At 36.5% G+C, this 22,366-nt stretch carries 17 protein-coding genes and 1 riboswitch; of the genes, 2 read left to right on the forward strand and 15 right to left on the reverse strand.

The window, feature by feature from the left end; translation table 11 throughout:
• Positions 1–269 precede the first annotated feature (269 nt).
• A complete protein-coding gene (locus tag RMR19_RS04890; RefSeq protein ID WP_310602379.1) occupies positions 270–1,886 on the forward strand; it encodes a CTP synthase in 1,617 nt (538 codons plus the stop codon).
• A gap of 226 nt (positions 1,887–2,112) precedes the next feature.
• On the opposite strand, the gene RMR19_RS04895 is transcribed toward RMR19_RS04890, so the two are convergent.
• The 4 genes from RMR19_RS04895 to RMR19_RS04910 all read right to left on the reverse strand — a co-directional run bounded on the left by RMR19_RS04895 (position 2,113) and on the right by RMR19_RS04910 (position 6,969).
• Positions 2,113–2,907: a WD40/YVTN/BNR-like repeat-containing protein gene (locus RMR19_RS04895; protein ID WP_310602380.1), complete on the reverse strand. Its 795-nt coding sequence runs from the start codon at positions 2,905–2,907 to the stop codon at positions 2,113–2,115.
• 79 nt (positions 2,908–2,986) lie between these two features.
• The gene (gene hisS / locus RMR19_RS04900; RefSeq protein ID WP_310602381.1) at positions 2,987–4,192 is read right to left on the reverse strand and encodes a histidine--tRNA ligase; all 1,206 of its coding nucleotides are present in this window, start codon (positions 4,190–4,192) and stop codon (positions 2,987–2,989) included.
• Between the two features lie 632 nt (positions 4,193–4,824).
• Entirely contained in the window at positions 4,825–6,765 is a 1,941-nt protein-coding gene (locus RMR19_RS04905) for a beta-galactosidase (RefSeq protein WP_310602382.1), read from the reverse strand.
• A gap of 33 nt (positions 6,766–6,798) precedes the next feature.
• Entirely contained in the window at positions 6,799–6,969 is a 171-nt protein-coding gene (locus tag RMR19_RS04910; RefSeq protein WP_310602383.1) for a hypothetical protein, read from the reverse strand.
• Positions 6,970–7,719: 750 nt separating this feature from the next.
• Between RMR19_RS04910 and RMR19_RS04915 the strand changes: the two genes are divergently transcribed.
• Complete coding sequence (locus tag RMR19_RS04915) at positions 7,720–9,054, forward strand: arabinan endo-1,5-alpha-L-arabinosidase (protein WP_310602399.1); 1,335 nt, start codon at positions 7,720–7,722, stop codon at positions 9,052–9,054.
• Between the two features lie 60 nt (positions 9,055–9,114).
• Here RMR19_RS04915 and RMR19_RS04920 read toward each other — a convergent pair whose 3' ends face one another.
• The 11 genes from RMR19_RS04920 to RMR19_RS04970 form a co-directional block, all read right to left on the reverse strand.
• A complete protein-coding gene (locus tag RMR19_RS04920) occupies positions 9,115–10,857 on the reverse strand; it encodes a methyl-accepting chemotaxis protein (RefSeq protein ID WP_310602384.1) in 1,743 nt (580 codons plus the stop codon).
• 16 nt (positions 10,858–10,873) lie between these two features.
• Positions 10,874–12,151: an extracellular solute-binding protein gene (locus RMR19_RS04925; RefSeq protein ID WP_310602385.1), complete on the reverse strand. Its 1,278-nt coding sequence runs from the start codon at positions 12,149–12,151 to the stop codon at positions 10,874–10,876.
• Positions 12,152–12,334: 183 nt separating this feature from the next.
• Positions 12,335–13,639 (reverse strand): phosphomethylpyrimidine synthase ThiC, encoded by a 1,305-nt coding sequence (thiC, locus tag RMR19_RS04930; protein ID WP_310602386.1) that lies wholly within the window; start codon positions 13,637–13,639, stop codon positions 12,335–12,337.
• A gap of 65 nt (positions 13,640–13,704) precedes the next feature.
• The gene (gene thiD / locus RMR19_RS04935) at positions 13,705–14,529 is read right to left on the reverse strand and encodes a bifunctional hydroxymethylpyrimidine kinase/phosphomethylpyrimidine kinase (protein WP_310602387.1); all 825 of its coding nucleotides are present in this window, start codon (positions 14,527–14,529) and stop codon (positions 13,705–13,707) included.
• A gap of 44 nt (positions 14,530–14,573) precedes the next feature.
• The gene (thiE, locus tag RMR19_RS04940) at positions 14,574–15,218 is read right to left on the reverse strand and encodes a thiamine phosphate synthase (protein WP_310602388.1); all 645 of its coding nucleotides are present in this window, start codon (positions 15,216–15,218) and stop codon (positions 14,574–14,576) included.
• Positions 15,219–15,249: 31 nt separating this feature from the next.
• Positions 15,250–16,071 (reverse strand): hydroxyethylthiazole kinase, encoded by an 822-nt coding sequence (gene thiM, locus RMR19_RS04945; RefSeq protein WP_310602389.1) that lies wholly within the window; start codon positions 16,069–16,071, stop codon positions 15,250–15,252.
• 105 nt (positions 16,072–16,176) lie between these two features.
• Positions 16,177–16,285, reverse strand: a riboswitch (TPP riboswitch).
• 36 nt (positions 16,286–16,321) lie between these two features.
• Positions 16,322–17,209, reverse strand: a complete 888-nt coding sequence (locus tag RMR19_RS04950; protein WP_310602390.1) for an SPL family radical SAM protein — start codon at positions 17,207–17,209, stop codon at positions 16,322–16,324.
• 58 nt (positions 17,210–17,267) lie between these two features.
• Complete coding sequence (locus RMR19_RS04955) at positions 17,268–18,041, reverse strand: DUF3592 domain-containing protein (protein WP_310602391.1); 774 nt, start codon at positions 18,039–18,041, stop codon at positions 17,268–17,270.
• Positions 18,042–18,092: 51 nt separating this feature from the next.
• Entirely contained in the window at positions 18,093–18,956 is an 864-nt protein-coding gene (locus RMR19_RS04960) for a DUF3592 domain-containing protein (protein WP_310602392.1), read from the reverse strand.
• Positions 18,957–19,269: 313 nt separating this feature from the next.
• Positions 19,270–20,577 (reverse strand): phosphopyruvate hydratase, encoded by a 1,308-nt coding sequence (eno, locus tag RMR19_RS04965; RefSeq protein ID WP_310602393.1) that lies wholly within the window; start codon positions 20,575–20,577, stop codon positions 19,270–19,272.
• Between the two features lie 187 nt (positions 20,578–20,764).
• Positions 20,765–22,264: a carboxypeptidase M32 gene (locus RMR19_RS04970; protein ID WP_310602394.1), complete on the reverse strand. Its 1,500-nt coding sequence runs from the start codon at positions 22,262–22,264 to the stop codon at positions 20,765–20,767.
• Positions 22,265–22,366 lie beyond the last annotated feature (102 nt).

A 22,366-nucleotide genomic window follows, 5' to 3' on the forward strand; every position in this document is an offset into this window, starting at 1 on the left:
GTAGTTTCTTTCTTCCATTTCCCTTTACTTAGGCTATTAGTCCTATATAAGAGGTTCATATCTCACTTCCTTTTCTTTCTACCTCCTTACTTAAACAAGCATTTTCCCATATATTCTACACATACTAACTATATCGTCTTAATAACATTAAGTTTTTACAGCTTTTTTATAATAAAACACGTTTCTACCCATCTATTCTAGATTTCCTTTTTTGATTCATGTATAATATTTGGGTTAATGTTTTAAGCATACAATAAGGAGGAACAATTATGGCTGTCAAATATGTCTTTGTAACTGGTGGTGTTGTATCAGGTCTTGGAAAAGGGATTACTGCTGCTTCACTAGGTCGTTTACTGAAAGCTCGAGGTTACCATGTAACAATGCAAAAATTCGATCCCTACATCAATATTGACCCCGGAACTATGAATCCAATTCAACATGGAGAAGTATTTGTTACAGACGATGGTGCGGAAACAGATCTCGATCTTGGTCACTATGAACGTTTTATTGATGAAAGTCTTACAAAACAATCCAATGTAACTACAGGAAAAATCTATTGGTCAGTTCTCTCTCAGGAAAGACGCGGCGATTTCGGTGGCGGTACGGTTCAAGTAATCCCTCACATCACAAACGAAATTAAAAGTCGCTTCTATCGTAATGACGGCTCTAATGAAACACAAATTGCAATTATCGAAGTTGGTGGTACGGTAGGTGATATCGAAAGCCAGCCATTCTTGGAATCCATTCGCCAATTTCAACATGATATCGGTCGTGAAAACGCCATTCTTATCCACGTAACTTTAATCCCTTACTTAAAAGCTTCTGGTGAAATGAAAACAAAGCCAACACAAGCAAGCGTTAAGGAATTACAAGGTATGGGTATTCAACCAGATATTATCGTATGTCGAACAGAACTTCCTCTCGATGCTGATATTAAAGATAAAATCGCACTATTTTGTAATGTACCAAGCGGTCATGTTATGCAAAATCTTGATGTAGATACATTATATGAAGCACCTCTTGCCATGGAGAATGAACATCTCGCTAACATTGCCTGCAAATGTTTACAACTAGACTGCCCTGAACCAAATCTAACAGAATGGGAAAACATGGTTTACGCTTTGAAAAATCCTCAAAAAGAGGTTACCGTTGCTCTAGTCGGCAAATATACAGCCTTACACGATGCCTATATCAGTGTAGTAGAATCATTAAAACATGGTGCTGTTGCACATAACGCTTCCGTCTCTATTAAATGGATTAATTCCGAAGAGATTACTCCTGACACAGTACAAGAAACATTTCATGATGTATCGGGAATTATTGTTCCTGGTGGTTTCGGAGATCGTGGCATCGATGGTATGATTACTTCTATACAATATGCTCGTGAACATAAAATCCCATACTTAGGACTTTGTCTTGGTATGCAGTTATCCATTGTTGAATTCGCAAGACATGTTATTGGTTTTGCAGATGCTCATAGTGTTGAACTTAATCCTAGCACAACACATCCTGTCATTCATCTAATGCCAGAACAAGATGGTGTTGAAGACCTTGGTGGAACGCTACGTCTTGGTTCTTACCCTTGTGTATTAGAAGAAAATTCAAAAGCACATGAACTATATGGTTCAACTACGATTGAAGAAAGACATCGTCACCGCTATGAAGTAAACAACTACTATCGTGATGATTTCAAAAAATTTGGTCTTGTACTCTCTGGTCTTTCTCCAGATGGCCGCATCGTTGAGATGATTGAATTAAAAGATCAAGATCATCCATGGTTTGTTGCTACACAAGCTCATCCTGAATTTAAATCAAGACCGAATCGTCCTCATCCGTTATTTAAAGGGTTTATTGGGGCTGCTATTGAAAAGATGGAGAGTAAGTAATAGGTTATGGGTTAATTTAGTGAGAGTGTTATTGCACTCTTTTAAAGAAAATAGCAAAGGCATCAAATCTTTTTGTATTGAAGATTTGATGCCTTTGCTAAATTTACATATTTTGTGCATTCATTTTGCATGTTTCTTATATCTATTATTTTTCTTTATATTGCTTTATCAAAAATATTCACTTTAAACTTCCATGGCACAGATACAACAATAGCACAGACTGATACTACTCAAATTGACACCACTCAATATTATCCATGGATTTCCATACACGATCATTATATCTAATTTCACGATACTCCTCTTCTTCATTAATATCCCACCTAAAACAAGAATCCTTTGAACCCTCTTTTGAAAGATTCCACGTTTCTCCACCATCATGTGTAATAAATGCAACTGGTTCGATATACTCATAATTATTATTCGTATCTTGACATAATGCTATCATAATTCCATCTTGCTGAGAGAAAAACACAGGAAGAGACGCTGAAAATTGGACATCTTTATATTCCGTTGGTGCCTGTATCACTTCTTCCACCCATGTCTTTCCACCATTGCATGTTTTCTGCATTTGCAAAGCTCCATTAATCGGAGCATTATGAACAATCCAGCCAATATTATTATTAAGAAAAACAAAATCGCCACCTGATTCCAAAGTAGATACGCTTATCCAGTTTATGCCACCATCTGTTGTTTTATAAAGTTCAAGACTATCGCTTCCCGCTCCTGCAGGTGCTATATATCCTTTCCATCCTTCCTCTGAATTAATAAAAACATATTCTTCCACATCATCATAATGCCCTGTATCTTTGTATTCGATATCTATTGTTCCATGATTTGGTTTCCATTCTTTTTCTGTCTCTACATTATTCGATTCAAAGCTAGAATTATTATTCGCAGTTTCATCGTTCTTCGCAAGGCTATCTTCTCTAAACATCGTATCCTCCGGACAACACCAAATAAAAATCACAAACATGATTACGCCTAAGCGAAATAGCTTTCTTTTTCTACTAGTATGCATGATTATCCTCCCTTTATTACGGCTTATAGCTATATATTAACCTATGCTTGCATACTAGTTGCATATTCATCGATACGTTTTATAATTCAACAACCTCACCAATACCTTGACTACGCAGTAACTCAAGCTGCTTATAGTAATTCTTTTTCCTTACAACAAGAAAAACATCGGCATCTGCTCTTAATAACTCTGCTTTTTGTATCGCATCTACCACTGCATTCTCTTCATATACAACAGCTACTTTATTACGTGTTGGAATCTTATAACCTTTCTCTTTTAATATTCCGTAGATTCTCTCAAAACCGATGGAGAATCCTACTGCTGGTATGGAATTTCCTCCTGTAAACTTGCCAATAAGATTATCATATCTTCCGCCACCTGCAATTGCACCACGAAACTCCGAACTCGTTATCTCGAAAATAGTTCCTGTATAGTATCCCTGTCCCCTTACGAGTGTAAAGTCATAATTTATATTGTATTTCCCTTGAGATACAACTTGTACAGATTTCATTATTGTTTCTATATTATCTATGACACCACTGTCCTTACATATTTGTGCTACGTCTGTAATGGTAAGTGGCATTTTATTCAGTAATGATAGAAACCGTTCCTGTATCTCTACAGAAATACCTTTATCCTTCAATTCCTGCTCTACACCACTACTTCCTATCTTGTCTAATTTATCCAACGTAATACACACACTTTCAAGTTCTTCTTCCTTAAATCCTATCTGTAATAAAACCATTTGTAATAACCTTCGGTCATTAATTCGAACTGCAAATGCATTTATTCCGATTGCCTGTAATGCTTTTGCAGTTGTTGTTATTAATTCAATCTCTGCCACATTCGATTGCTGCCCAATAATATCAATATCACACTGTACAAATTCACGCAATCTCCCTTTCTGTGGTCGCTCTGCACGGTATACACGATCCATCTGGATGCAACGAAATGGATTCATTAATTTATCTCTATTATTCGAATAATATCTTGTTAATGGTAATGTAAGATCATAGCGCAATCCCATATCAGTTAATCGATTATATTCCTTATTCTCAATTGATTTCTTTAACTTATCTCCTCGTTTCATTACTTCAAAAAGCAATTCAAGATTCTCTCCACCTTCACTCTTTTTCAGATTTTCTATATCTTCCATAATTGGTGTTGTAATTCTCTGAAACCCACATGATTTATATGTTGCAAGAATCGTTTGTTGCAAATAGTCTCTAAGTTCCGTTTCTTCTGGTAAATATTCGTTCATTCCTTTAACTGTTGTTTTTCTCATATCGCCATCTCCTTGCTCAAATTAATTTATTTTGTTTCAATTACTCTTGTATTACTTCTTAATTTGGTATGCCTCCATAACGGCGCATTTTTATTCATAGCCTATTTTTTTCTTGCAAATAAAACTTGTACATATAATTGCACATACCAAAAAAAGAAGCCATCCCACATATACCCAGGATGACTTCTTTCCGTAGATTACTTTATGATCCACTTATCTACATATCATCATCATGGGTATACGCAATAAACATAAGCCCATGATTATCCATAGACTTACCTTTTTCCATGATTATGATGATGTAGATTCATGTTAAACATAATTTGTAATCCCCTTTCCATAAATTATTGCAATTATATTCGCTTCGATATGATTTGTCAAGGTATTATCCATGCTAATTACTAATCTTTCCATGATAATTACTAATCTTATGATTGACAACTTTTTTCTTTTTAGAAGTATCTAATCATCTTATTTCTACATTAACTTACTGGTTTCATATTATTTTCCAAAACAAATAACTCTAGCAATAAACGTACATCCTCTAACTCTGGATTAGGAAAGACGAAAGAGCTATGTGCACCATCTGTCTTCTACATTTTCTACCCCCAATAACACCGAGATTTTTCTTCTTATCTAACAACATAGAACTCAAACGGCTGTAATACAATCGTCTCGCAATCTTCCATTCTAACTTCCTGTACATCATTCGTATTATTAAACAGCAATCTGTATTTCTGCGTATCATTTTCACGAACACTCACCTCTACACCATCAGGCAGATTCTTCACTGTCTCAACACTTGTTCCTTCTATCACATCACTCATAAAATCTTTATAGAAATCTCTTTCAAGAACCGTCCCAACATAATATACTTCACCAGCACCGTAGCGATTCTTTGTAATCGCCGATTTCCCTTCATAGAAATCTTCCATATACGTTCCAAGACTCTGCGCTGTTTCTAACTGTAAGATATCCGCCCATTGATTACAACGATATGTCTTCCCATTCTCCATACAGATTCGATTCGTATCATTACCAAGCGCATCATATTCTTCAACCACTGCACCAACAGAACTAGAAAACGGCCCTGGTAAATAATCCATAATGCAAGCGTTGCTTTCATCTTTTACACCCGAACGATTTGTTAAGATTAATTTTCCACCGTTTTGTACATATTTCGTTAGATTGTCCACAATCTCTGGTGATGCGATATACACCGTTGGTGCAATAACAACTTCATACTGCGCCAAGTCTTCCGTTATGTTAATAATATCAATGCCCACACCAAGTCGCATTACTCCATCATGAAACAATTTTAATTGATTATAATAATGGAATCCCTCTGACTGCTGTTGAAACTTAAATGCATTATCCTGTTCATGTGAGAACAACAACGCCACTTTATTACGAATGGTTGTCCCCTCCAACATTTGCAATTCTTCATGCACCGTATGACATAGAGAACGGAACTCTTCATATCTTCTTCCCAATTTATTGTTGTGGTCTAAAATTCCATGCCAGAACATCTCTGCTCCCTTTGTCGCACTTCTCCACCTAAAGTTTAATACCAAATCCGCCCCTCTTGCAAATGCTTGCAAAGAATAGCCTTTAATCATATTAGGTCTTGGTGTTCTTCCAATCGGCATCCAACATCCGAGTGCACCACTAAGTTGCTCCATGATACAGAAATTTTGTCTTTTAATCCCTCTTGTCAAATCCAAATGAAATGCATGCGAATAGATTTCTTCATGGTCTTTCGGAATTACTACAACTGGATAATTGTCATAAGACGCATAGGACAATTCCTTGAATGTCTTATAAAAATCTGGCGTCATATTTCCCAGATACATATTCGTTGTAATCGTAACATCATTGCAATACTTCCGAATAATATCAGCCTGCAACTTCACAAACTCGACCATGGATTCTGATGCATAACGATAATGGTCTTGAAGATACGCTGGATTCAACCAAGATTGTCTCTCTCCAAGTGGTGGTGTAATTTGCGACCAACTGCTGTATTCTCCACTCCACATAACATTTCCATACGTATGATTTAACTTCTCTAATGTTGTATATTTTTTCTTTAACCATTCTCGGAATTTATCTGTACACACCGGACATGTACAATGATAGGCTTCCAGTTCATTATCAATCTGCCAGCTCACAACTGCCTTATTATCCTTATAATGCTTTGCCATCTCCGTCACAATTTGAATTGTCTTCTTAATTAATGATGGACTATTGTAACATCTATGTCCTCTTACTCCAATGCTCACTCTATTCCCATGTTCATCACATTGGATTGCATCTGGATATTTCTCATACAACCATAAAGGCGGGCAGTTCGTTGGCGTTCCAAGAATCACTTCAATATCTCTCTTTGCAAAAATCTCTACCGCTTCATCTAACCATGCAAATTCATACTGCCCCTCGACGGGTTCTAATCGACTCCATGCAAACTCAGCAAGACGAACTACCTTAACCCCAGTCTCCACCATCAAATCTGCATCTTTCTCCCACAATTCTCTATTCCAATGTTCTGGATAGTAAACAACTCCAACTTTCATATATTCTCCTAACTGTTATCTACATTTTGATTATCATGTGCTCTGCTCACCTACATACTTCAGTTCCATATTATCACACATACTTCCTGTCTCTATACACATATGCGGATACTCCATTGTCTCCTCCGGTGAATACGAAACCCAGTACTGAGGCACTTGATGACGAAATCCACACACAGGACACTCATAAATATAATTTTCCATACTACTTCATCCTTTCTTGTTTTATTATGTTTTTCTTACTTTTGTATGTTTGTTTTTTTAATGCTTATACTTTTTAATATTTACGCTTTTTAATACTCATGCTTTTTAATATTCATGCTTTCTATTCTTCTTATCTCTGTTCTTTCTATATTATTTACTTTCTTCGGGTGTATCTGAAAATGTTTGTACTATTCTGTGCAATTCATTTAGCAATGTAGCAATTCAAAAGTTAGGAGATCTGTTGGGCTACATTGACTAAATCTTGAACTTCCAAACCACTAAGTAAAAGATAACAATGCAAATCAATGTTTTTTCATACTTCCCCAACAATCTGACATGCAAAACTTCACTACCTATGCCTGCTTCTTCGTTGCTGTAGAATAACTAAGAAACGATAGCGAAACACCTATAGAACTTCTTAGTGTGTAGCGTGTTTCGTGTTATTCTACAGCAACGAAGAAGCGTCAATAACCTACCGAAGTTTTGCATCTCCAATACCCCTATTTTATCACAAAAACAACCTTCCTAATACCATTATATTTCGCTATCGATGGCATTAAAAAGAAGTTGTATTGCTGTAAACATTTTTGCGAACAGTAACACGAAGTTGTATCCTAATAAGCCATGTACCTCACAATTCATCGACAAAAACTACTGTTCTACGTTATAATAGAATTAACAATCAATACTTACTAAGGACTACGTCCTTTTGATTACAATTATAAAATATGAAACGAGGTAATTGTGAATATGACTACTTTTGTCTATCCATCCGAACCACCACATCTTCCTCAAAAACCAGGTAAACCTGCTAATGGGGAACACTTTGCATCGACTCCTGAAAATCCACTTTGGTTTACTCATGACCCAGCGATTTATCATGATCCTGCATCCAATAATTATTATATATACGCCACAGAAGCAAAAAGTCTGCGCTCCAAAGACCTTATTCACTGGGAAGATATCGGCCGTGTAACAGATGTTCCACCCGCCGAGTCACATGACCATGTTGGAACAAATCATATCTGGGCTCCTGATATCGTTAAAGTTGGCGAGGAATATCGTTTATACTGCTCCAATTCGTCGTTTGGTGTAAGACAATCCTGCATCTATCTTGCTGTTTCAGATAATGCAGAAGGCCCATTTATTCCAAGAGGCGCTGTTATTAAAACGACAAATGATTCTCCTGTTAACGCAATTGATGCCAATATTATCGAAGACCATACAAATGGTAAGCAATATATGGTCTATGGCTCATTCTGGGGTGGATGCCATATTATTGAATTAGATAAAACAACTGGTCTAGCTGCTGAAGACGGCGTTGGTACCTGCCTTGTAAGAAGACCTCAATGGTGTGACTCTGCCGTTGAAGGACCTTATATTGTATATAATAAAGATAGGGACTACTACTATTTATTCGTATCTTACGCTTCTTTAAAAAGTGACTACAATATTCGAGTAGGACGAAGCAAATGTGTTACTGGTCCATATCTTGACCACAACGGAAGAGATTTAACCGATCTTGAAGATTATGACAATTCCATTGGGTATATGATTGCATGTGGATATCAGTTCCATGAAGGAATCTCTTATATGGGCCCAGGACACAATTCTGTACTTCACGATTTTGATAACGAATGGTACTTAGTAAGCCATATTCGCGAACGCAACTTTAAAGGTGGAGAACCTTCCATGATGCATGTGCGAAAAATGCTTTGGACAAATGACGGCTGGCCTGTTGTTTCTCCTGAGATATACAGTGGCGAAAAAGTTCAGCCTGTTACGAAAGAGCTTATGGTTGGCAAATACGAACGAATCCGTTTAACTCCAACAATTCCTCAAGGTGTCCAAACTTCTGTCTGCATGTCCTTGTTTTCTGATGGTCGTGCCATGCTTGCAGACTCTATCCATGCACAATGGACACTTATAGATGATACTACTTTCGTTTTAACATATGCCAAAACAACAGAAACTTATCGAATCTTACCTACTTGGGATTATGAATTATGGCAACCTACTATTGCTATCACAGGTAAAGATGACAAAGGTATCTGTCTATGGGGTAAAAAATGGGGTGAGATTTAATCTCACCCTAGTTTTTTTGAATCTTTTATGCTTTTTATATCGCTTTTGCTTTTAATCTTCTTATTCAATTTTCTTGAATACTTCTAACTCTTTCTTTAACTCGCCTGCAACTACATGGTTTTCATTCATACGTCCAGATATGTTGTCAATTTCTCTTACTAAGTCCTGAGTACTTTCTGTAACGCCATTTACACCTTCTAAACTGTCCGCAATCGCAGATGAAATTGTACTGATTGATTTTGCAATACCTTCTGTAACCTTTTTGATTTCTTCTGTTTTTGATGAGAAGTCCTTCATTGTTCCTTGGATATAAGTTGCATCTTGGTTATACTTACTTCCCATATTTAAGAAAGCATTAAAATCAGGTAGTATCGATTCATTAATATATCCAACTAAGTTACTTGCATTTTCAGCTAAGTTTTGAACTGAATCCGTTACAATTGTATTCACATCTTGGATACGGCTTGCTGTATTATGGCTTGAAGTAGCAAGATTACTAATCTCACTTGCAACAACTGCGAAACCTTTTCCTGCTTCTCCTGCTCTTGCTGCTTCTATTGAGGCATTAAGTGCTAGTAATGTTGTTTGATTTGAAATTTCAAGAATTTCATTCGTCAATGCATTAATTTGTTTTACATTATCACTATCCTCAATCGCTTTATTCAATACCTCTAATATCTCTCTTACCTTTTCATCAGTTGCTTCTACATTTCTTCTTGCTGTTGATTCCATATTGTCAGCTTCACTTTTCATAACTTGTGAGTAATCATTAATTTCCTTTGACTTGTCTGCAAATACAGTAACTTCATGATTTACTTCACTTGCATTTGCATTGATTAACTCTGCATTTGTTGAAATCTCAAACATAGCTGCCGATAATTCCTCCGTTAATGCAGATAAACTGTTTACATTATCATTGGAATCTTTCACGCTGGTTAATACTTCATTTACAATGCCGTCCATTCTCATACTACTGCTTCCTAGCATCTGGAAGATTGTCTGCAACTTCTCCATAAAGACATTAACGCCCTCACCAAGTGATGCAATTTCATCATTGTATTTAACTGGTACTCTTTGTGTTAAATCGCCTTCTTTTCGTTCAATACCTGTGATAATATTGGTCAGTTCCTTTTCAATACGATTAATTGGAGTGATAATTCTTCTGATTAACATAACAATCGCAAAGACAACGGTTATCACACTAATTGCAACAATACCAGCATTCAACATCATAGAACGATTATATACGTCCTGTAATGTACTCTTTGCTTCTTCTACTTCTGAATTTGTGCTCTCTGATAATGCTTCAATATTTGCTTTTAATGCTTCACCAATTGCGGCAACTTCGTTATTCGCAAATTCATAGGCACCTACTGTTTTATTCGCAGCACTATAAGCTAACAAGTTTGCTATATAATCACGTAAAATATTATAATTCTCTACCAACAATTCATATGTTTCTCTTTCTGAATCACTAACAAATCTCTTATATGCTTTAATATTTGCCTCAATAATTTCCTGTTCCTTCTTAACTTCTTCAACAATAGCAATCTTCTTATTAAATTCGGTTGCTACAATATGCGATAAACCAAGCTTATGTATAATTTGTACTTCCTCTTGAATATTGGCTAAGTACTCTTTACCTTCCATATGATAATCCGTAATCTTAGTTGCATTATTATTAACACTTCTAATATTAATAATTGCTACAAAGTTCGATAGGACTGTTACAATTCCTAGCAAAAGAAGAGGAACTAAAACTATCAACTTCACATTAAGAAAACTCTTTTTCTTTTTATTCATTCTACTCTCCCCTTTGCTATTTTACTTGAGTGGCTGTAATCCCTTCCACTAACGTGTCTAATAGTGATTGCAGTTTATCAGATTTTATATTACCTTTTACTATCGCTTCTCCATATTGATAAATTGGATCCCAATAGTTTGCACCTACTCTTTGTAATTTGGCAAATTCAGATTGTTGAATTAACGCTTGAATAGCTGGTGACTGAAGAACTTCTGGTGATTCTGATGCCTTATTGTTCGAAGGCCCTTGCTCTCTTCTTTCAAAACGTAATGTTTGATTTTCTTCATTTGTTATCCAATCGGCAAATTTATTTGCCCACTCTTTCTCATCCGAGTAAGCATTTACACCTACCATTTTATATCCAGCAAAAGAAGATAGTTGTACTTGCTTATTGTTACAAGTATAGGAAGGTAATTTAACTGCTGCATAGTTACTTCCCCATATTTCTTGTAATGTCGTAGCATTCCATACTCCATTTACACCAGCAATGACAGTTCCTGCTCTTGCTCCATCTAAAAAGTCAGAGTCACCACCACTAGCAAATCCAGGATTTTTTGCAATCGCAAGCATTGCCTCTGCGATATCTTTTCCTTTAATTTCACCCTCTGTTGAATTCCAAGTACAGTAGTTTGTAATACCATCATCATTCAAACCAAACTCTAAACCAGATCCACCAAAGAACGAATAAAGATACCAGCCAGATGACCAATCCATCATAACTTGTTTATCCACTTTTGCTGCTGCTTCAAGCATACGATCTAATTCTTTTACATCTTCTTCTGTAAAATATGCTTTGTTATAATACATAAAGTATCCATTATCTGCTGTCATTGGATAAGCATATAATTTACCATCATAAGAAGCAGCTTCTACCGAACTTTCTGAATTCGCCTCTTTTATCTTCGTATCTTCAATTGGTTCTAACGCGCCAGACGCAATTAATGCCATAAGCTGATCGTCTGGGAAGGCAAATACATCTGCACCATTCAATACATCTCCAAGTAACGTATCTTTACAAGAAGATTCACTTTCTATCTCAACCGTGATATTAAATGTTCTTTCTCCTTCGTATTGTTTTTTAAATGATTCAACCATCTCCCCTAATAATGTCTGCTCCTCTTCACTTCCACACCATACAAGTAAAGATACTTCACCTGTTTTATCAACAGGAGTCTCTTCCTCTGCACCTTGTGTCTGCTCTGAAGTATCTGCATTCTTGTTTGCACATCCTGACAACATGGAAATACATAATAAAACACAACATAACAAACTTAGCATTTTTTTCTTCATCATATCATAATCCTTTCATCATCTATTTTTTAATACAAAAATAAGCTGCAATCTATTGCTATGTTTTTATTCTAAAACAAATAGCACTATTTTGCAACTTATTCCGATTTAATAATATGATTATGTATATCCTTTATCTATATTTTACCAATTGACTAACAATATGCTAATTTATCTCCACTTTTCCTACAAAATATCAATGTGTTCTCCAGCTAACGCCTTATTCATGCTTCGTACTGCACAGAATTTACCACACATAGAGCAAGTATCCTCATGTTCTGGTTTTCTGTCATCACGGATTGCCTTTGCTGTTTCTGGGTCGATTGCACATTCCCACTGTGCTTCCCAATCTAGCTTTTGTCTAGCATCTGCCATACGGTCATCCATCTCTCTTGCACCACGAATTCCTTTTGCAATATCTGCGGCATGCGCTGCTATCTTTGATGCTATAATTCCTTGTTTTACATCATCTAAGTTAGGTAATGCAAGATGTTCTGCAGGTGTTACGTAGCAAAGGAATGCTGCTCCTGCTGCCGCTGCTATTGATCCGCCAATTGCTGCTGTAATGTGGTCATAACCAGGTGCAATATCTGTTACTAGTGGTCCTAATACATAGAATGGTGCACCACCACAAATTGTTTGTTGAATCTTCATATTTGCTGCAATTTGATCAATAGGCATATGCCCCGGACCTTCTACCATAACTTGTACATCTTTTTCCCACGCTCGCTTTGTTAATTCTCCAAGACGAACCAATTCTTCAATTTGACATACATCCGAAGCATCTGCAAGACAACCTGGACGACAAGCATCTCCTAAAGAGATTGTTACATCGTATTGTCTACAGATATCAAGTATTTCATCATAATATTCATAGAATGGATTTTCATTTCCTGTCATACACATCCATGCAAATACAAGAGAACCACCTCTTGATACAATATTCATCTTACGTTTATGGTTACGGATTTGGTCGATTGTCTTTCTTGTAATACCACAATGTAACGTAACAAAGTCAACGCCGTCTTCTGCATGTAAACGAACAACATCAATGAAGTCTTTTGCTGTTAACGAATCCAAATCTCTTTGATAATGAATTACAGAGTCATATACTGGAACAGTTCCAATCATAGCAGGGCATTCTGATGTTAATTTACGACGAAATGGGATTGTATTTCCATGAGAAGATAAATCCATAATTGCCTCTGCTCCCATGTTGACTGCTTGCATAACCTTTTCCATCTCAACATTGTAATCTTTACAGTCTCTTGAAACGCCAAGGTTTACATTAATCTTTGTTTTTAACATAGAACCAACACCTTGAGGGTCGATACATTTATGATTAATATTCGCACATATTACAACTTTTCCTTCTGCTACAAGAGGAAGTAGTTCTTCCACTGTCATTCTCTCTTTCTCTGCTACCCTTTTTAATTCTTCTGTTACAATTCCTTTTCTTGCTGCTTCCATCTGTGTTGCATATTCTCTCATTATTACATACCTCTTTCTTTTGATTTGCTATAATTAATTTCTATGTATTTTTCGCTCTACGCTTCCTACCGATACATCTCTTCTGCATACATAAAGTTTTCTTCCTGTTGCATTAACTTCCACATATGATTTAACGGTCCTCTACCTTTCCCAATATCCAGATTATCCGCAATCGCTTTCGCAACATATTCCTTTGCGAATTGCACGGATTCTAACATAGAATATCCTCTTGCAAGATTCGAGGCAATTGCACTTGATAACGTGCATCCTGTTCCATGTGTGTTCGGATTATCCAAACGAATCCCTTTTAACCAGCGAATCTCATCTCCTAGATATAAGAAATCATCTGCATCTTCTCCAAAATGTCCTCCTTTACAGAGAACAGGACAACCGTACTGGTTATAAATAATCTCCGAAGCCTTTATCATATCTTCTTTTGATTCTATCTTTATTTCTGCTATTACTTCTGCTTCTGGTATATTCGGTGTAAGAACATCTGCTAACGGAAACAATTGCTCCTTCAATACTGAGATTGCTTCTTCACTGATTAATCGTGAACCACTTGTTGCTACCATAACAGGGTCTACTACTACATTTTTTGCATCATATTGTTTCAACTTCTTCGCAATACTGCAAATCAATCTATCGGAAGATACCATGCCAATCTTAACTGCGTGTGGCTCGATATCGGTAAAGATACAATCCATCTGCTCCTCTAAAAACTCTGGGCTTACTTCCATAATTCCCGTTACACCAGTTGTATTCTGGGCTGTCAATGCCGTAATGGCACTCATTGCATACACACCGTGCGCTGTCATTGTCTTAATATCCGCCTGAATACCAGCACCACCGCTTGAATCACTTCCCGCAATTGTTAATGCCTTATACATTAAAACAAACCTCCTCTTGCTACAATTACCTACTATCCTTTTTCTTAGGATTCGCTTAATACTCTCGCTTTCTCACAAAGCTCCCTTGTTGCTCCCTCAATATCTTCACTTGCAAATATTGCACTGACAACTGCTACTCCATCTGCACCACTACCTTTTAACTCTATAATGTTCTCTTTTGTAATTCCTCCAATCGCTACAACCGGAATATCAACCGCATCACAAATTGCTTTTAGTGCTTCGTATCCGACTTCTACTGCATCTAATTTTGTTCCTGTTGGAAAAACAGCTCCTACTCCTAAGTAGTCCGCTCCTCTTTCTTGCGCTAAAAGTGCCTGTTCTACTGTCTGTGCAGAAACACCAATTATCTTATCTGCCCCTAATTGACTTCTTACATCTGCCGCTTCCATATCTCTTTGTCCGACATGAACGCCATCTGCATCTATCTTTCTTGCAATTTCCACATTGTCATTAATTACAAACGGTACGTGATATTGTCTGCATAATTCTTTTATCTCAATTGCTTCTTTCAAAAATGCGTCTTCATCTAGTTCTTTTTCTCTCAGTTGAACAAATGTCGCACCACCTTTTAGTGCTTTTTCCACTTGTCTGTAAAGGGTTTCTCCATGTAACCAATGTCGATCTGTCACTGCATATACTAATAAATCTTTACCATTACAATTTCCCATATGTGTTCCCCATTCTATTTTGCTCTATTATTTATCTTCTTTCGATTTTCGCTGCGCTTGCCAATTCTTCTGCTGTCATATTATAGATGGCATCTATAATTCGATTTCGATACGTCGAATTTCCATCGCCCTCCTGCATTCTATTGTATGCAATTTCTCCAGCAAGTCCCATTGCACAGATAGACGCTGTTGCTGCCTCCAATATAGACTCTGGATTCGCAACAAGATATGCTGTCATCATTCCAGAAAGTTGACACCCCGTTCCCGTAATACGTCCCATCTCTTTTCGTCCATTACGAATTGCATAGCAGGTATCTCCGTCACTAACCAAATCAATAGCACCTGTAATTGCAATAATACTTCCGACTCTTTTTGCAAATGCTTTTACAAATGCTATTGTTTCTTCTAAATTCTCCTCTGTTACTACATCTGCAATATTGGCATCTACGCCATTCGTATTGCCACTGCCGTTTGCAAGCGTTTTGATTTCAGATATATTCCCTCGAATTACATCAAACTTTACTTCACGCATAAGTCTTAGTGCTGTCTCTGTTCGAAGTTTACTTGCTCCTGCTCCCACTGGATCTAATACTACTTTGTGCCCTAGTTCATTTGATTTCTTTCCTGCTAGTATCATGGAAAAAATGGTATTGTGATTTAATGTCCCTATATTAATATTCAGCCCACCACAGATTGAAGTGATTTCTTCCACTTCCTCTTGGTCATCTGCCATAATTGGACTTCCACCACAAGCTAATAAAATATTCGCAACATCATTAACCGTTACATAGTTTGTGATGTTATGGATTAATGGTGCGTTCTTTCTTACATTTTCTAAACATTGTTGTAACATATAATAATCATTCTCCTTTCGAATGATTTGGATTCTATATATGAACAAAGAGTCTGCATACTTTTCTACACGAAAAAAAAGCGACGCCAAAAAGGCATCGCAAAATAGCATACTTCGCATATGTCCCTACGTTGGCATTATCCAAATCAGGTTATGGGTCAAAGCGATACAGCTTACTCTCAGCCCACTTACGTGAGCCCCCCGTTGTGTTTATTATATACATTATTAGATTGTTTTACAAGTCGAATTTTTAATAATCAAATATCGACATCTGCTTACATGTATATGCTCGCTTATAATCCAAAATAATATCACTCATTGTATAGTATATTTTATTCTGTTGACATGCTAATGCAAACTTCTCATATTTAGCCTTTGCATTCGGAATTCCGCATTGATATGTCAGACCATATTTTGCGATATACTTCTCCTTAACCCCAGGAAAATTCTCATCTAATTTCTGATAAAAATGGTCTCGTTGATTACTTCGTAATGTCACTCCAAAAGATGGGTAGATAAAATTTGCTCCTGCCTCTTTTGCCAATTGTACCATTCCTAATATATTCTCATTGCTATCTGTTATAAATGGCAACATCGGCATAAATAGAATCCCTGTATAGATTCCCGCCTCACGTAACTTCCTAATCGCTTCAAATCGTTCTGAACTAAGTGCAACATGAGGCTCAATTATCTTACCAGTGGCATCATCTATTGTCGTAATCGTAATCTTACATAGTACAGGGGAATGTTGTGCAATACATTGAAGAATGGGAATATCTCTTGTTATCAATGGACTTTTTGTTGCAATTGCTACACCAAAGCCATATGCATCAATAAGTTCTAATGCATGTCTTGTTAATTCCAGTTCTTTTTCAAATGGATTATAGGGATCACTCATCGCACCTGTAGCAACTACTCCACTTTTTGTTTTTCGCCTAAGTTCATCTCGTATAATCATTAACGCATGTTCTTTCGCTCTAACCGTATCGAAATTATCAACGTGATAACACTCACTTCGGCTGTCACAATAGATACAGCCATGGCAACAACCTTTATAGATATTCATATTGAACTCTGTCCCAAACCATGATGTTTCCTTCTTGTTTGTTATAATTGTTTTTGCTGGTATGTACTCCATATCTTCTCCTCATTACTCAAAACTATTGCTAAGAATGCAAACGCAAACCATCATAATCCTACTGCATTTTTCTCCAGCCACAGTCCCTTAGATAGTAACGAACCGCCTGCTTAATCTCGACTATATCCTCAATTTCTTTCTCGCCACTATGCTTTATTTTTTTCCCCGTTTTATCCGAATCCTCTTTCCATCTGCCATCATCCTTCAATGTCACAGAATACACAAATTCATCTTCCTCCATTCGCTTAATTCCCATCTTCCAATTCCAACCTGCTACAATGGAATTTCCTTTTATCGTAACATACCATGACTGATTCGGTTTATTAAGTACTGATGTCGCATCCTTGAGTACCTTTTTCTTAGCATAGAACTTGTTTTTCCCGTCTTTACTTGGCATATTACTATTCAAAAATACTTTTCTAGCAACCACCCCAATAAGTATAAATCCTAAACCCATCACGCCAAAAACAAATGGGAGAAAATTACTGCATCTACGAAACTCAGAAGGATTATCAGGATTGCAATATATAATAATTTTTTGACCTACCTTCCTATGTATATATTTACTTTTACCTCCTCTTCCACCTGTACTATACACCTCCAAATGGTCTATAGTACCTTCATACTCAGTACCATTAACAACAAAAGTGACATCTACGCATTCGAGTGATCGCACATTTGATATAATACTTTCTGTCTTAACCGTTTTGTTTTTATAATTTTCATTACTTATATACACTCCCATTGCAAAAATAGCAAGTATTATTCCTACAATTATAAAAACCGAACCCACTACTATCGGAAATTTATCTCCTGTTAACTTTTTTGACATCGAAATATCCTCTCCAACAAATTTTATTCCTTGCACTATCTGTTATAAATGCTACATCTTTCTCCAACCACAATCCTTTAGATAGGCACGAACCGCTCGCTTAATCTCTGCTGTATCCATAGATTTTTTCTCAATTTCCCTCTTCCCAGTTTCCTTGTTTTTCGCAAAACTCACTTCTACTGATTTCTGATATGTTTTACCAACAAACCAGCTTTTCTCACCACTATGTTTTGATATCTTTTCCATCTTATCCAAATCTTCTGTCCATCTTCCTGCATCGTTCAATGTCACAGAATACACAAATTCATTCTCCGTACTTTGATAGATCCCGCTCTTCCAATTCCAGTTTGCAACAATCGAATTCCCTTCTATCGTAACATACCATGATTGGTTTGGTTTATTAAGTACCATTGGTGCTTCTTCCAGAACTTTTCTCTTTGCAGAAAATGTACTTTTCTCATTTCTGTATGGCACATCATTCGCCAAAAACTTCTTCCTGACCTTATTCTTTCGAATTGAGAATATAATAGGAATTGCTCCAATCCCTATAAACACGAACCCAAACAAGCCAGATGCCAGCGGGAATACTATATTACATCTGCGAAAATCGGCAGGATTGTCTGAATTATAATAAACGATAAGTTCCTGACCTTCATACATACTGCTACTGTACTCTCCTATGCGTCCTCCATATTCCTTACCTCTCACATGGAAAGAAACATAAACATCATGGACCGTCTTACCATCACTATCTTTACGCTCTCTTATCTCCGATATCACACTCTCTGTCTTAATTGCTTTGCTTTTAAAGTTTTCATTACTTATGTATACTCCAATTCCAATAGCTGCGAAAATTATTCCTACGAGTAGGAACACGCAACAACCTATCAACCAACCATTATTTTTCTTTACCATAAAATATCTCCCCCTTAAAATCATTTCGGAAAACTTTTCCACACCTAGTATACTCTATGGACAACCATTATTCAATCACATTCGATAATTTTCTCCATATTATAATATACCTATCATATATCTATAATGTATTTATAATATAGTTGTTTCTGGCACCAATACGATAAGAGCTATTGCAAAATATAATTTTTCTACGATATATTAAAATACCTCTTGAAAAGTATCACAATATCTCGTGGACAAACTTCATTCTACAACAGCTCCGTCTTTTTATCGTCTAACTTCACTATAGTCTAATCACAACACAACAAACTTATTGTTTTCCCTTAAATGCTTTCTTTCCAAGATAAACCGCTTCTTGCCCTAGTTGGTCTTCAATTCGAAGAAGTCGATTGTATTTTGCAACACGATCACTTCTTGATGGAGCACCTGTCTTGATTTGCCCTGCATTTGTTGCAACTGCAATATCAGCAAGTGTTACATCTTCCGTTTCACCAGAACGGTGAGAAACAATTGCTGTCCAACGATTACATTTTGCAGCTTCAATTGCTTCTAGCGTCTCTGTAAGACTACCAATTTGGTTAAACTTGATTAATACGGAATTGGATACTTCCATATCCATTCCTTTTTGAATACGTTTTGTATTCGTTACAAACAAATCATCACCGACTAGTTGCACTTTATCACCAAGTGCTCTCGTAAGTTTCTCCCAACCTTCCCAGTCTTCCTCTGCAAGTCCATCTTCAAGTGACTTGACTGGATAACGATTGCAGATATCTTCCCAATAGGCAACCATCTCATCAACTTTTTTATATTCTCCAGATTTCCAGAATAGGTAGTCCCCTTTTCTGCCTGCTTTCGCAGCTTCTTCATACATCTCGGTAGCTGCTGCATCCATAGCTATATAGAAATCATCACCTGCTTTATAGCCTGCTGCCTCTATTGCCTTCACGATGTATTCTAGTGCTTGGTCATCGGAATCAAATTTCGGTGCAAATCCACCTTCATCACCTACAGCCGTTACATATCCGTCCTCTTTTAATAATTTCTTGAGTGTATGGAACACAACAGTACTCCATTCTAATGCCTCATGAAATGACTTCGCTCCAACTGGCATAATCATAAACTCTTGTATATTCAAACTGGAGTCTGCATGTTTACCACCATTGATAATGTTCATCATTGGAACTGGTAATACCTTGGCGTTCACACCACCAATATATTGATACAATGGAAGTTCAACAGATTCTGCTGCTGCTTTGGCAACTGCCAGTGATGCTCCTAATATTGCATTTGCTCCGAATTTTCCTTTGTTGTCTGTACCATCTGCCTCAATCATGATGCGGTCAATTTCACATTGATTCAATGCATTCTTTCCAATTAGCAGTTTCGCAATCGGCCCATTCACATTCTCAACCGCTTTTAAAACACCATTTCCCATATAGCGATTCTTATCTCCGTCACGTAACTCAACTGCTTCAAATGCACCTGTTGACGCACCTGATGGAACTGCTGCCCTACCAATATTGCCATCTTCAAGAACTACTTCAACTTCTACGGTTGGATTTCCTCTTGAATCAAGTATTTCTCTTGCTTTTACTATTTCAATCTTTCTTTCCATGTTAATAACATCCTTTCTATACCATAAGTATTTCATTATTACTATCCACATGAATTGAAAGTTTTATACATTTTATAAACAAGATATCATCATTTTATTCGGCAACAGCAATTCCATTTATACAAAAAAGAAACACATTCCCTTTGCTTGAAATATGTTTCTTTTTTTCAATAATATAAATTAAACCCTACAAACCATACACCTTCGTATACTTCTCTTTCAGATATCTTACATAGTAGTCCGCATTAAGTTCCTCACCCATCATTTCCATAAGGAACTCATTTGTATTCTTAGTCATACCGAATCTGTGAATATGCTCTTTGAGATATTCACGGATTGGTGCAAGATTACCTTCTTTCAAATACTCTTCAAAAGGCATAATACTCTTAATATGGTAATAAATCTGTGCTGCAACCGCACTTCCAAGTGCATAGGAAGGGAAATATCCAAATGCGCCCAGCGACCAGTGAACATCCTGAAGAATTCCATCTTTATCACTTGGCGGTGTAATGCCTAGATACTCTTCATATTTCTGATTCCATAGCTCAGGAAGCTTCATAATATCAATTTCATTTTCCATAAACATCTTTTCCATCTCATAACGAATGATAATATGGAGCGTATATGTTAATTCATCCGCTTCTGTACGAATTAGAGACGGTACAGACTTATTAATACCAGCGATAAATTGTTCAAGGGAGATATCCGCTAATTGCTCTTTGAATGTCTCTTGCAATTTAGGATAAAGAGGTGTCCAGAACTCTTCACTTCTTCCAATTACATTTTCAAAGAAACGTGATTGTGATTCATGCATACCCATAGATGTACCAGCACCAACAGGGGTTTGTGTAAGCTCATCTGCTACTTGCATTTCATAAATCGCATGACCAGCTTCATGAATAACAGAGAAAATAGAACTTTCCAAATCATTCTCATAATAATGCGTTGTAATACGAACATCATGGTTATGAAGATTTGTAGTAAATGGATGCTCACTTGCTGCAAGTACTCCCTTCTTAAAATCAAAGCCAACGTACTCTGCAATATATTTGCCGAACTCTTCTTGTTTCTTCACATCATATGATAATGCATTATAAGACTTATCTATCTGGTCTCGTCTTGCTGAGACTTCTTTAATCAATGGAACAATTTCCTCTTTGACTTTATTAAAGAAAGCATCTAACATTTCGGTATTGAAACATTCTTCATAATCACTTAATACAATATCATATATTTTCTCATCACCTTTTTTTCGGTATCCCGCAAATTTCTTTTGAAAATGTATCACCTTCTCAAGTGTTGGTGCGAATTCAGCAAAATTATCATTATTCTTTGCCTTTGCCCAGATACCTCCCGCAACCGCTTCTAATTCACTAAATTCCCTATTCTCTTCCGGCGGAATCTTTTCCATCTTCTCATAGTCTTTTAGTAACTTCTTCAAGATTGCTTTCTCATTATCTTCTAGCTCTTCTTTATGTTCTTCTAACTTAGCTAGAATTGCACGAACCTCTGGATTTACAAAAGAACGAAATGCTTCGTCCGAAAGAATCCCCATCACTTTTGCTGTATATTCAATACTTTTTTCTGGTGCTAGTGTTTTATTATCCCAATCAAGCAATGTTAATGCCGTATTCAATGCCATATCCTTATCAAGAATTGGCTGTAATTCTTCAAATAATTTGCTCATAGATCTCTTTCTCCTTCCATATTCACATAGTGACTTTGATACATAAATTCAATGTATATAAATTCACTATTTATTCATAATATTACACCAACCAAATCAAAC

This window comes from Anaerosporobacter sp. (assembly GCF_031551385.1).
Taxonomy (GTDB): Bacteria; Bacillota; Clostridia; order Lachnospirales; family Lachnospiraceae; genus Anaerosporobacter.